The sequence below is a fragment of the Serratia sp. Ag1 genome (assembly GCF_000743355.1).
In the GTDB taxonomy this organism is placed as follows: Bacteria; Pseudomonadota; Gammaproteobacteria; order Enterobacterales; family Enterobacteriaceae; genus Chania.
The window spans coordinates 40,271-53,691 of the sequence record NZ_JQEI01000012.1 but is presented as its reverse complement, the minus strand read 5'-3'; the positions used below and the strand labels follow the sequence as shown (position 1 = coordinate 53,691).

The following is a 13,421-nucleotide window of genomic DNA, read 5'->3' as shown; positions in this document are numbered from 1 at the left end:
AGTGTAAATGGACAATATTGAAGTTCGTGGTGCTCGAACCCATAATCTCAAAAACATTAACCTGACTATCCCGCGCGACAAGCTGATTGTCGTCACCGGTCTGTCGGGCTCCGGCAAATCATCACTGGCCTTTGATACGCTGTATGCCGAAGGGCAGCGGCGTTACGTTGAGTCGCTTTCCGCCTACGCACGCCAGTTTCTTTCTCTGATGGAAAAACCGGACGTCGACCATATCGAAGGTCTGTCACCGGCAATCTCCATTGAGCAGAAATCCACCTCGCACAACCCGCGCTCCACCGTTGGGACTATTACCGAGATCCACGATTACCTGCGCCTGCTGTTTGCCCGCGTCGGCGAACCGCGCTGCCCGGATCATCAGGTTCCGCTGGCAGCCCAGACGGTCAGCCAGATGGTGGATAACGTGCTCAACCAGCCGGAAGGTAAGCGCCTGATGCTGCTGGCTCCGGTGGTGAAAGATCGTAAAGGCGAGCACACCAAAACGCTGGAACACCTGGCCACCCAAGGCTACATCCGGGCACGTATCGACGGCGAAGTGTGCGATCTCTCCGATCCACCTAAGCTGGAGTTGCAAAAGAAACACACCATTGAAGTGGTAGTAGATCGCTTCAAGGTACGGGACGATCTGGCGCAGCGCCTGGCGGAGTCGTTTGAAACCGCGCTGGAGCTTTCTGGCGGTACGGCGGTCGTCGCCGATATGGACGACGAACAAGCAGAAGAGCTGCTGTTCTCGGCCAATTTTGCCTGTCCGATTTGTGGTTACAGCATGCGCGAACTGGAACCGCGCCTGTTCTCGTTCAACAACCCGGCGGGGGCCTGCCCGACCTGTGACGGGCTGGGCGTACAGCAATTCTTCGATCAGGAACGCGTGGTGCAAAACCCCGAGCTTTCGCTGGCGGGTGGCGCGATCCGCGGTTGGGATCGCCGCAACTTCTATTACTTCCAGATGTTGCGCTCATTAGCAGAGCATTATGATTTTGATGTGGAAGCGCCGTTCAACAGCCTGACGGCCAGCGTACAGAAAGCGGTGCTCAACGGTTCCGGCAAAGAAACCATCGAATTCAAATACATCAACGATCGCGGTGACACCACCGTGCGCCGCCATCCGTTTGAAGGCGTGCTGCACAATATGGAACGCCGCTATAAAGAAACCGAATCCAGCGCAGTGCGCGAAGAGCTGGCGAAGTTTATCAGCAATCGTCCTTGCACCTCGTGCAGCGGTACTCGCCTGCGCGAAGAAGCGCGTAACGTGTTTGTAGAAGACACCACTCTGCCGCAAATCTCCGATCTCAGCATCGGCCATGCGATGACGTTCTTCCAGAATATGAAGCTGAGCGGCCAGCGCGCCAAGATCGCCGAGAAAATCTTGAAAGAGATCGGCGATCGGCTGAAATTCCTGGTTAACGTCGGGCTGAACTACCTGTCACTTTCCCGCTCGGCAGAAACGCTGTCCGGCGGCGAAGCACAACGTATCCGCCTCGCCAGCCAGATCGGCGCAGGCCTGGTGGGCGTGATGTACGTGCTGGATGAACCTTCTATCGGCCTGCATCAGCGTGATAACGAACGCCTGCTGGAAACCCTGATCCATCTGCGTAACCTGGGTAACACGGTGATCGTGGTTGAGCATGACGAAGATGCGATCCGCGCCGCCGACCATGTGATCGATATCGGCCCCGGTGCCGGTGTACACGGCGGCCATGTGGTGGCAGAAGGCACCGTTGACGACATCATGGCTCAGACAGAATCGCTGACCGGCCAGTTCCTCAGCGGCAAGCGTGAGATTGCGATCCCGGCAGAACGCGTACCGGCGGATCCGAACAAGGTGTTAAAACTGAGCGGAGCGCGTGGCAACAACCTGAAAGACGTCACGCTGACGCTGCCGGTCGGGCTGTTTACCTGCATCACCGGGGTTTCCGGTTCCGGTAAATCCACGCTGATCAACGATACGCTGTTCCCGATCGCCCAGCGCCAACTCAATGGCGCAACGATTGCCGAACCGGCACCTTACCGCGAAGTGAACGGGCTGGAACATTTCGACAAGGTGATCGACATCGATCAGAGCCCGATTGGCCGCACGCCGCGCTCCAACCCCGCGACCTATACCGGCATCTTCACGCCAGTGCGTGAACTGTTTGCAGGTGTGCCGGAATCGCGCACCCGTGGTTATACGCCGGGCCGCTTCAGCTTTAACGTGAAGGGTGGCCGCTGTGAAGCCTGTCAGGGCGATGGCGTAATCAAAGTGGAAATGCACTTCCTGCCGGATATCTACGTGCCTTGCGATCAATGCAGAGGCAAGCGTTATAACCGCGAAACGCTGGAAGTGAAGTACAAAGGCAAAAGCATTCACGAAGTGCTGGAAATGACCATCGAAGAAGCCCGCGACTTCTTCGATGCGGTTCCGGCGCTGGCGCGCAAGCTGCAAACGCTGATGGATGTCGGGTTGTCTTACATTCGTCTCGGCCAGTCAGCCACCACACTTTCCGGTGGTGAAGCGCAGCGCGTGAAGCTGGCACGTGAACTATCGAAACGCGGCACCGGCCAGACGCTGTATATCCTCGATGAACCCACCACTGGCCTGCATTTTGCGGATATCCAGCAGTTGCTGGCGGTGCTGCATCAGTTACGCGATCAGGGCAACACCATCGTGGTGATTGAACACAACCTGGACGTGATTAAAACGGCGGACTGGATTGTCGATCTGGGGCCGGAAGGCGGCAGCGGCGGCGGGGAGATCCTGGTTTCCGGCACGCCAGAAACCGTGGCGAACTGCAAAGAATCGCACACAGCCCGCTTCCTGAAGCCGATACTGGACAAAAAGTGATGATGACCGCTCCTGTGCAAGCAGGAGCGGTTTTTCACGTTCAGATGCCCAATTCCTGGCGTTTTTTCTTCGATAATCCGGCCACCACCAGCTGATACGAAATATCAATCAACTGATAAAACTGCGAATCCGGCAAGGCACCATCCAGATAAATACTGTTCCAATGCGCTTTATTCAGATAGTAACCGGGGATAATGTCCGCATGTTGCTCGCGCAACTGCTCCGCCAGTTCGATGCCACACTTTAATGAGATCACGGGCCGGCCATAGGCTTCACCAATGAGTGCAAACATTTTCTCCGCGACCCTGACCCGATCGGCCTGCCAGTCGCTCTGATAATCCTGTTCACTGCCCGGTAATCCAGCAATTGCTGCTTGTTCACGGTTATCTCCTCTGATAGCGCCCCGGATCTTATTTACTGTACAGCAGCAAATGCCTCGGCGACTTGACGCACATTATGATGATTCAACCCCGCCACGCACATACGGCCACTGTGGATCAGGTAAACACCGAACTCTTCACGCAGGCGATCAACCTGCTCGGCGCTGAAACCGGTGTAGCTGAACATACCGCGCTGTTCCAGCAGATAGTCAAAATTACGCTGTGGCAACGCGCTCTTCAGCGTCTCCACCAATACCTGACGCATCTCAAGGATACGGGTACGCATGGCTTCCACTTCCGCCAGCCACTGCGCGTTCAGTTGAGCATCATTCAACACCTTGGCGACCACCTGCGCACCAAAGTTTGGCGGGCTGGAATAGTTACGGCGCACGGTGGCTTTCAGTTGCCCCAGCACGCGCTCAGCGGCTTCGCTGCTTTCGCACACCACGGAAAGCCCACCCACGCGCTCACCGTACAATGAGAAGATTTTCGAGAACGAGTTGCTGACCAGGCAAGGTAAACCCGCCGCCGCGATGGCACGGATGGCATAAGCATCCTGTTCAATGCCGCCACCGAACCCCTGATAAGCGATATCCAGGAACGGGATCAAATCACGCTCGGCGATCACTTTTACCACTTCATCCCACTGCGCCGCCGTGAGATCGGAGCCGGTCGGGTTATGGCAGCAAGGATGTAACAGCGCAATGCTCTTGGCGGGCAGTTTTTTCAGCGCGCTCAGCATGGCATCAAACTTCACGCCCAGGCTTTCGCCATCAAAATAGGGATAGGTATTCACGGTAAAACCGGCACCGCCAAAGATGGCGACGTGGTTTTCCCAGGTCGGATCGCTAACCCATACCTGTGAATCAGGGAAATAACGCTTCAGGAAATCAGCCCCGACTTTCAACGCACCGGAACCGCCCACGGTCTGGATGGTGGCAATGCGCCCTTGCTGCAGCATCGGGTGCTCGGCCCCAAACAGCAGGTGCTGAATCGCACTGCGATAAGGTTGCAGGCCTTCCATCGGCAGATAGACTGACGCCCCCTGTTCAACGCTGTTCAGCTGCGCCTCGGCGGCGGCCACTGCCTGCATCTGAGGGATGATGCCCTGCTCGTTATAGTAAAGGCCGATACTCAGATTCACCTTGTGCGCACGAGGGTCTTGCTTGAATTTTTCCATCAGCGACAGGATCGGGTCACCGGCATAGGCATCAACATTCTGGAACACGGGTTGTTCTCCTGATTTTAGGGGTTCGGGGTACAATATATACTCTTCAGCCAGCAAACTGCAGTGTCGCGCTGAGAAGCCAGTGCTTTATTTCGCCAACGGCAGCAAACCATTCTCTTTGATGCGATTGAGCACCACCGCCGTTTTTATCCGCGCCACGCTTTTATGCCGCGAAAGCGTCTGGCTGATGAAATCACTGAGTGCGGGCAAATCTGCCACCGCCACTTTTAATAAATAATCGGCATCTCCGGTGGTTTTATAAGCGTCCAGAATCGCATCCACGTCTTCCAGCATCTGGTGAAAGCTGTCGATCTGCTCCTGGGTATGAGTCAGCAGGCTCACTTCAATCAGGCCCACCAGCCCAAGCCCAACCGCTTCTGGAGCCAGCCGTGCGTGATAGCCCCGAATCAGTTGTGTCTGTTCCAGGCTGATACGACGGCGTGAGCATTGGGAGGCCGAAAGCCCAACCAGTTCGCTTAATTCCTGATTGGTCAGGCGGCCATTAGCCTGTAGCAGCGTCAGGATTTTCATATCAAAATCGTCAATGTTGTACATAACTACCTGTAAACTGTGTTAAGAAATGTTGACGTTACAGCCTATCAGTTTTTTTAGCGTTGCAACCATCGCCCCTGCTGGTTTGTGAGATATGCAGTAGCAAAGCGGCGATCTGCGCTCATCAGCGGCATAAAAAACGGATAAATTACGCAAACTAACAACAATTAACGGCTAAATGGCGCATAAAACCATTAATATAAGGACGTTTATGAAAAAGATATTCCCTCTCGCTCTGCTGATTGCCGCCGGGAGCGCCTGCGCTCAATCGCATCTGGATAAAGTGCTGCAGCAGAAAACGCTCGACGTTTGCACCACGGGTGACTACAAACCCTATACCTTCCTGAAAGAGGACGGTAGCTACGAAGGTATCGATATCGCCATGGCGGAATCGCTGGCCAACAGCCTGGATGCCAAAGTGAAATGGGTAAAAACCAGTTGGAAGACCCTGATGCCTGACTTTGTTGCGGGAAAATGTGACATCGCCATGGGCGGTATTTCGGTGACGCTACCGCGCCAAAGACAGGTGTTCTTCGCTGAGCGATTGGATACCGATGGTAAGATCCCGTTGGTACGCTGCACCGACGTGAAGAAATATCGCACCATTGAGCAGATCAACAAGGCGTCGGTACGGTTGATCGAACCTGCGGGCGGCACGAACGAAGCCTTCGTTCGTGCCTATCTGCCAAAGGCCAACCTGACGCTGTCGCACGACAATATGGGGATCTTCCAACAGTTGGTGGATCGCAAAGCGGACGTAATGATTACCGATGCTTCCGAAGCGCTGTATCAGCAGAAACGCTATCCGAAACTCTGTGCCGTGAACCCGGACAAGCCGATGCAGTATGGCGAGAAAGCTTACATGCTGCCGCGTGATGATATGGTCTGGAAGCTGTATGTGGATCAGTGGCTGCACTTGAGCAAAGCCACCGGGGAATATCAGAAGATTATCGATCAGTGGCTGGCAGTGAAGAAGTAATGAGGGCTTAACGTTTCTCCCCTTCCCTTATCAGAAGGGGAGAAACACAGGTTACTCGCCGATATATTCCATCTCGACGCGCTGAGTCAGTTTGGTGATCAGCTCATAGGCACTGATCCCACTGTAAGCGGCGACCTGTTCAACCGGCAACGGGTTACCCCACAGCACCACTTCGTCGCCCACTTTATCCGTCGCGCCCGGCCCCAAGTCCACCGAGATCATATCCATCGAAACACGGCCAACCAGCGGTACCTCACGGCCATTCACCCACACTGGCGTTCCGGAGGGCGCGCTGCGCGGGTAACCGTCACCGTAGCCTATTGCGACCACTCCCAAACGGGTATCGCGCTCGCTCACCCAGATACCACCGTAACCCACCGGTTCACCCGCTTTATGCTCGCGCACTGCAATCAGGCTGGATTTTAGCGTCATGGCCGGTTGCAGACCAAAGCGCTCGGCCTGTGAGTGATCCATCGGCGACACGCCATAAAGAATGATACCGGGCCGTACCCAGTCACGATGCGCCTGTGGCCACAACAGGATCCCGCCAGACGCGGCGATCGACTTTTGCCCCGGCTTATCATTGGCAAAGCGTTCGAAACAGCTGATTTGCTTTGGCGTCGCATCCGCCTGCGGCTCATCCGCGCGGCTGAAGTGGCTCATGATATTCACCGGCTGCACCACATTACGGCAGGCGCACAAACGCTGATAAAACGCTTCCGCCTGCTCAGGGCGCACGCCCAGGCGATGCATACCGGTATCCAGCTTCATCCACACTGGTACCGGGCGCGCCAGTTCGGCCTGCTCCAAGGCTTCAAGCTGTTCAATACAGTGCACAGCGGTTTCGATGTTATTCGCCACCAGCACCGGTAAATCTTCAGCACAGAAGAACCCTTCCAACAACAGAATCGGTTTGACGATGCCGCCGGAGCGTAACATCAGGGCTTCGCCGAGACGGGCGACGCCGTAGCAATCGGCATCTTGCAGGGTGTGCGCGGTTTCCAGCAGGCCATGTCCATAAGCATTGGCTTTCACCACGGCAATCAGGCGGCTTTGCGGCGCCATACGGCGCACCTGTTGCAGATTGTGTCGCAGAGCGCGACGATCAATAACAGCGGTTGCCGCTTTCATTGCAATTCCTTGGAGCCTAATGGATAGGCTCTTAGTTGATTATTCGTCATCATATTGTGGCCCGGCGTAGTTATCAAAACGCGACCACTGGCCGTTAAAGGTCAGGCGTACGGTACCAATCGGGCCGTTACGCTGCTTACCCAGAATAATTTCAGCCACCCCTTTCAGGTCACTGTTCTCGTGATAAACCTCATCACGGTAGATAAACATAATCAGGTCAGCATCCTGCTCGATAGAGCCCGACTCACGCAGATCCGAGTTCACCGGGCGTTTATCGGCACGCTGCTCCAGGCTACGGTTCAACTGCGACAACGCCACCACCGGCACCTGCAACTCTTTCGCTAACGCTTTCAGCGAGCGGGAGATTTCGGCAATTTCCAGCGTACGGTTATCTGACAACGAGGGTACGCGCATCAATTGCAGGTAATCGATCATGATCAGGCTCAGCCCGTCGTGTTCGCGGAACACACGGCGCGCGCGCGAACGCACTTCGGTGGGCGTCAGGCCGGAGGAGTCATCGATATACATATTGCGCTTCTCCAGCAAAATCCCCATGGTGCTGGAAATCCGCGCCCAATCTTCGTCGTCGAGCTGGCCGGTACGGATACGGGTCTGATCCACGCGCGACAGCGAAGCCAGCATACGCATCATGATCTGGTTGCCGGGCATCTCAAGGCTGAAGATCAACACCGGTTTGTCCTGCATCATCGCGGCGTTTTCACACAGGTTCATCGCAAAGGTGGTTTTACCCATCGATGGACGGGCCGCGACGATAATCAGATCCGATTTCTGCAGGCCAGCGGTTTTCTTGTCCAGATCGCCATAACCGGTGGAAACCCCTGTAACGCCGTCGTGTGGGCGCTGATAGAGTTGCTCAATACGAGCAACGGTATCTTCCAGAATACGCTCAATGCCTTTCGGGCCTTCGTCTTTGCTGGCACGGTTTTCAGCAATCTGGAACACGCGGGATTCTGCCAGATCGAGCAGATCTTCGCTGCTGCGCCCTTGTGGATCGTAACCCGCATCGGCGATCTCGTTAGCCACCGAGATCATCTCACGCACCACTGCACGTTCGCGTACGATGTCCGCATAAGCGCTGATGTTGGCCGCACTTGGCGTATTTTTTGACAATTCGGCCAGATACGCAAAGCCACCGACCGACTCCAGTTCCCCCTTCTGTTCCAACGACTCGGACAGGGTGATCAAGTCGATAGGCCGGCTCATTTCCAGCAAGCGCTGCATTTCGGTGAAAATCAGGCGGTGTGGGCGGCTAAAGAAGTCATTAGAAACAACGCGTTCTGCCACGTTGTCCCAGCGTTCGTTATCCAGCATCAAACCGCCCAACACGGACTGTTCTGCCTCCAGCGAATGCGGTGGCATCTTCAGCCCTTCCATCTGGCGATCTCTGGGTTCGTTCGCGAATGTTTTGTTGGTTGGTTTTTTTCCTGCCATGAAGCCTATTCTTTATCCGGTGGCGAAAGGAAGATCCTGACGCGAGAGTATACGTGATTTTTATCCATGATTCTTGCGCCATCACCATGGCAAAAAAGGATGAATCACTACAGTACAGGCTGGATAGCCGATAAGAGAAAGCGTAGGGTGGAGTCAAACATCCAGACGAGGTAATAACATGGCAAAACGCATCCAATTCTCCGCCACTGGCGGCCCGGAAGTGCTGCAGTATGTTGATTTTACGCCTGTCGAACCGGCAGCCGGCGAGGTTCAGGTTGAGAACAAAGCCATCGGCATCAACTTTATCGATACTTACGTGCGCAGCGGTTTGTATCCTCCGGCAACTTTACCGAGCGGTCTGGGGAGTGAAGCCGCCGGGGTAGTGCTCAAAGTCGGAGCGGGTGTCACTGCGCTGAAACCGGGCGATCGGGTGGTATATGCGCAGTCTCCACTCGGTGCTTACAGCGAGGTTCACAACGTACCACAGGAAAGGCTAGCGATTCTGCCGGACAACCTGAGTTTTGAACAAGGCGCCGCCTCGTTCCTGAAAGGCCTGACCGTGCATTATCTGCTGCGCCAAACCTATGAGATCAAGCCCGGTGAAGTGTTCCTGTTCCACGCCGCTGCCGGTGGCGTTGGGCTGATCGCCTGCCAGTGGGCCAAAGCCTTGGGTGCCAAGCTGATCGGTTGCGTGGGGTCTGATGAAAAAACCGAGTTGGCCAAACGCGCCGGGGCTTGGGCAACCATCAACTATCGCCGGGAGAACATTGCTCAGCGCGTAGCAGAACTGACCAACGGTGAGAAAGTCGGCGTAGTATACGATTCCGTCGGTAAAAGCACCTGGCAGGATTCACTCAACAGCCTGAAACGCAGGGGGTTGATGGTCAGCTTCGGCAACGCTTCCGGCCCGGTGACCGGGGTCGATCTGGCGCTGTTAAACCAGAAAGGCTCACTGTATGTCACCCGCCCTTCACTCTACGGCTACATTACCAACCGCCAGGAATTACAGTTCGCCAGTAACGAACTGTTCTCGCTGATCGGCAGCGGCGCAATCAAAGTCGAGGTGAAGCAGGAGCAGAAATTTGCTCTGGCAGATGTGCAAAGAGCGCATCAGGTGCTGGAAAGCGGCCAAACCAGTGGCTCCAGCCTGTTGATTCCTGGGCTTTAAGCCAAAGAAAAGGGTTCCTTGCGGAACCCTTTCTCATTGCTGCGTTTTGTAGGGGTAGAGCAGAGCCCACAAGAAACATCGGGGTTGCTTAAGCAACACTATTATTGTCTCTCGCGGTAATGAAATCATCGACCTCACTGCTGCGGGAGCCATCCTAACAGCCCCTAAAAGTAAAAAACATGCTTAACGTGCCACATTCGTTGCTAAAACATCAAGGTGTGATCTCCGCCGCATTAAGCAAGTAAATTGTTGCGTAATTTGCAGTGCGACTGACTGATAAATCAGCAAAAAATGTTAATAGCGGCGAATCTGCGGTTTCTGCATGGAACGGTATATCCATACGCCGATCACCGCCAAAATCAGCCACGGCAGCAATTTAATTACCATAGCGAACAGCCCGCCGAGCAGCATAAAAGCCGCCGCCACGAACAATGCGGCGATCACCCCCAGCAGAGAAATACCGGTCACCAGCAGCATGACCACAAAACCGATAATGAAGAAAAGTTCTAACATGGGTTGCTCCTTGGCAAAACAATGTGTCTGCATTGTTATTTACAAAAAGCGTGCCAACTTGGCAGGGAATTTAACCTATTGAAATAGGGTAAAAAGAGTGCCATAGCCTCTGGCACTCTTGGTCAAAAAAACCAAATATTGGTCAAATCAATTAATGATTACGCCACTTCGGCACGTGGAGAGCGCACCAAGCTCAACGCCTGCTCAACCACTCTCACATCAGCCCCCGGTTTGTGAGCATTTTCGCTCAGATGACGACGCCACTGGCGCGCCCCTGGGACGCCCTGGAACAACCCCAGAATATGGCGGGTGATATGACCCAGATAAGTCCCGTTAGCCAGTTCACGTTCGATGTACGGATACAGCGCTTCGATAATCTCCACGCTGCTGAGCACATCTGTTGGGGACCCGAAAATCTCACCGTCGACACGCGCCAGAATCCCTGGGTTCTGATAGGCTTCACGGCCCATCATCACGCCATCTACGTGTTGTAAGTGCTGTTGCGCTTCTTCCAGCGTTTTCACCCCACCATTAATCGCGATTGTGAGCTGCGGGAAATCGCGTTTTAACTGATAGACACGCGGATAATCCAGCGGTGGTACTTCACGGTTCTCTTTCGGGCTCAACCCGGAAAGCCAGGCTTTGCGCGCATGAATAGTGAACATATCGCACTCACCGCGCCCGGCAACCGTGCCGATAAAGTCACACAGGAAGGCATAGCTATCCTGCTCGTCAATGCCAATACGGGTTTTCACCGTTACTGGGATAGTAACCACATCACGCATCGCTTTGATGCAATCAGCAACCAGCTCCGCCTGCCCCATCAGGCAAGCACCGAACATACCGTTCTGCACCCGATCAGACGGACAACCCACGTTGAGGTTGATCTCATCATAGCCGCGCTGCTCCGCCAGCTTGGCACAATGCGCCAACGCTGCCGGATCGCTACCGCCCAGTTGTAACGCCACCGGATGCTCTGCTTCGCTATACGCCAGATAATCGCCTTTACCGTGGATAATCGCGCCAGTGGTCACCATCTCGGTATACAGCAGCGTTTCCTGGGTCAACAAGCGGTGAAAATAACGGCAATGACGATCGGTCCAGTCGAGCATCGGCGCGATGGAGAAACGATTAGCGGCGTATTGGGAAGCGTGGTTATCTGTCGTCATGCTGAATTACTGGCTACCTGAAATGTCTGGAGTTCAACAACCGGCGGTCTATGCCAGCGTCGCAAACGGCTATTATAACGGCAATCGGCAGTCTTGGGAAAACTGCCGAAAAAGAAATGAATAAATAGGTGTTCACAGGTGTTCACTCGGTAATGGCGTAACACCAGCGCCTACCCTACCGAGGAACACACTATGAACCGTTTCGTCAAAATCCTGCTGCTGCCCGCCATCGCCAGCACAGTGCTGTTTTCCGGCTTTACCCATGCCATGGGCGACAACAGTCAGAGCACCCCAACCTGCCCGAAAGGGCAGATCTATGACAGTAAAACCAAAACCTGCATGGTGGAAAAGAGCAGCATGCTCAGTGACAGTGACCGAGCTAACTACGCTTATGCGTTGGCAAAAAGTGGTCGCTATCAGGAAGCTCTGGATGTCCTTAATACGCTGCAAGATCCCAACACCGCTGTAGCGCTGAATTATCGCGGTTATGCCACCCGCAAACTTGGCCGCACCGATGAAGGTATCAGCTACTATTTAAAATCAGTGGCGCTGGATCCCCACTACCCGAAAGTCCGCGAATATCTGGGGGAAGCCTACATGATTAAAGGCCGTCCGGATCTGGCCAAACAGCAGTTGGCGGTGATCAAATCACTGTGCGGAACCGGGTGCGAAGAGTATCGCGATCTGGCCACAGCTATCGATCATCACCCTGAGTCATGAGGTTGCCCCCTGGAGGCCGCTATCAGCAACGACGCGATTCGCAACGAGATCGGGCAATATCTTTCCCGCCTGTGGCGCTATGGCCTGGTACTTTGCCACCGGCGGGATATTGCCGATGATTTGGTTCAGGCTACCTACGTGCGGGCGCTTGAGCATGCCGCACAGTTTAGCGAAGGGACGCGTCTGGATCGCTGGTTGTTCTCAATTCTGCACTCTATCTGGCTCAATGAAGTACGAGCGCAACATATCCGCCAGGGGCAAGGCTTTGTCGACGCAGAGGAACTGGCTGATTCAGCAAGTAATGAAGACCCCATCTGGGCCAATCAAGTGATGCAACGCGTTAACCGGCTACCGGAGGCTCAGCGTAATACGGTGTTTCTGGTGTACGTGGAGGAGCTTTCCTACCGGGAAGCCGCAGAGGTGCTTGGCGTGCCGATCGGCACCATCATGAGCCGCCTGGCGGCAGCACGCCTGAGATTGGCGAACGACAGCGTATTGCAAAGCACGCCAACGCGGTCAAAAGGAGAACAATCATGAGCACTCATCGCAATGTTGATGAACTGCTGGTTGCCTATCTGGATAATCAACTGGCGCGTTCACAGCGGCATGAGTTGGAACAACAGCTCACCAGAGAACCTGAACTGGCCGCGCGCCTGGCTTGGCTGGCGGGCAGCAACCTGCCGTTCAAAGCCGCTTTCCAGCCATTGCTCGACGAAGCACCAATACAACGGCTACAGGCCGAGCTGCATGTTCTCTTAAGGCCAACGCCGCGAAGGATCACCCGTCGCCAACTGATTGCGGCAGCGATTGGTTTACTAGCTGTAGGAGTAGCTGGCGATCGTGCCTTCCTGCAGCTCAACCAGCCAGAAGAGAACTGGCGCAGCCTGGTGGCACAATATATGGCGCTCTATACACCCGAAACGTTGGCAGGCCCTCCCCCTTCCTCTCAAGACCTCGCCGCTCAATTGCAACAGACTGGCACGCAGATCGGTATCACTTTACTGCCGCAACAACTGGTGTTGCCGGGAGCGACGCTGAAAAATGCCCGGCTCCTGGCTTACGACGGCAAACGCATCGCGCAATTGACCTATCTTGATGAGCAATATGGGCCACTGGCTTTGTGCATCATTCAGCAAGCTGGCGAAGCCTCCCCAGAAAATGAACAGCGCCTGGGGATGAACCTGGTGTACTGGTCCGGCAGCAATCACAGCTTTATGCTGATTGGCCATAATCCACCACCGCAGATGAACGCGCTTGCCAGCCAATTGCGGCAAGCGCTGGCAAGCTGAA

General features: G+C 54.9%; 13 protein-coding genes. 6 read left to right on the top strand and 7 right to left on the bottom strand.

The genetic code is table 11. The features are described from left to right. Positions 1-7: 7 nt before the first annotated feature. The gene (gene uvrA, locus IV04_RS07415; RefSeq protein ID WP_037404005.1) at positions 8-2,839 is read left to right on the top strand and encodes an excinuclease ABC subunit UvrA; all 2,832 of its coding nucleotides are present in this window, start codon (positions 8-10) and stop codon (positions 2,837-2,839) included. A 40-nt stretch (positions 2,840-2,879) separates the two neighbouring features. Here uvrA and IV04_RS07410 read toward each other — a convergent pair whose 3' ends face one another. The 3 genes from IV04_RS07410 to IV04_RS07400 all read right to left on the bottom strand — a co-directional run bounded on the left by IV04_RS07410 (position 2,880) and on the right by IV04_RS07400 (position 5,002). Beyond that, positions 2,880-3,206: an MmcQ/YjbR family DNA-binding protein gene (locus tag IV04_RS07410; protein ID WP_037440717.1), complete on the bottom strand. Its 327-nt coding sequence runs from the start codon at positions 3,204-3,206 to the stop codon at positions 2,880-2,882. A gap of 47 nt (positions 3,207-3,253) precedes the next feature. Beyond that, positions 3,254-4,447, bottom strand: coding sequence for an amino acid aminotransferase (locus tag IV04_RS07405; RefSeq protein WP_037404002.1), 1,194 nt, complete (start codon positions 4,445-4,447; stop codon positions 3,254-3,256). 87 nt (positions 4,448-4,534) lie between these two features. After that, positions 4,535-5,002 (bottom strand): Lrp/AsnC family transcriptional regulator, encoded by a 468-nt coding sequence (locus IV04_RS07400; RefSeq protein WP_037404001.1) that lies wholly within the window; start codon positions 5,000-5,002, stop codon positions 4,535-4,537. 208 nt (positions 5,003-5,210) lie between these two features. Here IV04_RS07400 and IV04_RS07395 point away from each other — a divergent pair, with 208 nt between their 5' ends. Then, the gene (locus tag IV04_RS07395) at positions 5,211-5,978 is read left to right on the top strand and encodes a transporter substrate-binding domain-containing protein (RefSeq protein WP_037403999.1); all 768 of its coding nucleotides are present in this window, start codon (positions 5,211-5,213) and stop codon (positions 5,976-5,978) included. 51 nt (positions 5,979-6,029) lie between these two features. On the opposite strand, the gene alr is transcribed toward IV04_RS07395, so the two are convergent. Both alr and dnaB read right to left on the bottom strand, forming a co-directional pair. Next, complete coding sequence (gene alr / locus IV04_RS07390) at positions 6,030-7,109, bottom strand: alanine racemase (RefSeq protein ID WP_037403998.1); 1,080 nt, start codon at positions 7,107-7,109, stop codon at positions 6,030-6,032. Between the two features lie 39 nt (positions 7,110-7,148). After that, positions 7,149-8,561 (bottom strand): replicative DNA helicase, encoded by a 1,413-nt coding sequence (gene dnaB, locus IV04_RS07385; RefSeq protein WP_037403997.1) that lies wholly within the window; start codon positions 8,559-8,561, stop codon positions 7,149-7,151. A gap of 178 nt (positions 8,562-8,739) precedes the next feature. On the opposite strand from dnaB, the gene IV04_RS07380 reads away from it, so the two are divergent. After that, positions 8,740-9,729, top strand: coding sequence for a quinone oxidoreductase (locus IV04_RS07380; RefSeq protein ID WP_037403996.1), 990 nt, complete (start codon positions 8,740-8,742; stop codon positions 9,727-9,729). Positions 9,730-10,023: 294 nt separating this feature from the next. Here the strand turns inward: IV04_RS07380 and pspG are convergent, their stop codons facing one another. After that, the gene (gene pspG / locus IV04_RS07375) at positions 10,024-10,242 is read right to left on the bottom strand and encodes an envelope stress response protein PspG (RefSeq protein ID WP_037403994.1); all 219 of its coding nucleotides are present in this window, start codon (positions 10,240-10,242) and stop codon (positions 10,024-10,026) included. A gap of 158 nt (positions 10,243-10,400) precedes the next feature. Next, positions 10,401-11,411 (bottom strand): tRNA dihydrouridine(20/20a) synthase DusA, encoded by a 1,011-nt coding sequence (dusA, locus tag IV04_RS07370; RefSeq protein ID WP_037403992.1) that lies wholly within the window; start codon positions 11,409-11,411, stop codon positions 10,401-10,403. A 192-nt stretch (positions 11,412-11,603) separates the two neighbouring features. On the opposite strand from dusA, the gene IV04_RS07365 reads away from it, so the two are divergent. The 3 genes from IV04_RS07365 to IV04_RS07355 are packed head-to-tail and all read left to right on the top strand — an operon-like array spanning position 11,604 to position 13,420. Next, entirely contained in the window at positions 11,604-12,131 is a 528-nt protein-coding gene (locus IV04_RS07365; protein WP_037403991.1) for a tetratricopeptide repeat protein, read from the top strand. A gap of 48 nt (positions 12,132-12,179) precedes the next feature. After that, on the top strand, positions 12,180-12,668 hold the full coding sequence (locus IV04_RS07360) for a sigma-70 family RNA polymerase sigma factor (RefSeq protein WP_072010849.1): 489 nt from the start codon (positions 12,180-12,182) through the stop codon (positions 12,666-12,668). Then, positions 12,665-13,420 carry an anti-sigma factor gene (locus IV04_RS07355; RefSeq protein ID WP_037403988.1) on the top strand — a complete coding sequence of 252 codons (756 nt, stop codon included), beginning with the start codon at positions 12,665-12,667 and terminating at the stop codon, positions 13,418-13,420. The genes IV04_RS07360 and IV04_RS07355 overlap by 4 nt, the downstream gene beginning before the upstream one ends. Position 13,421 lies beyond the last annotated feature (1 nt).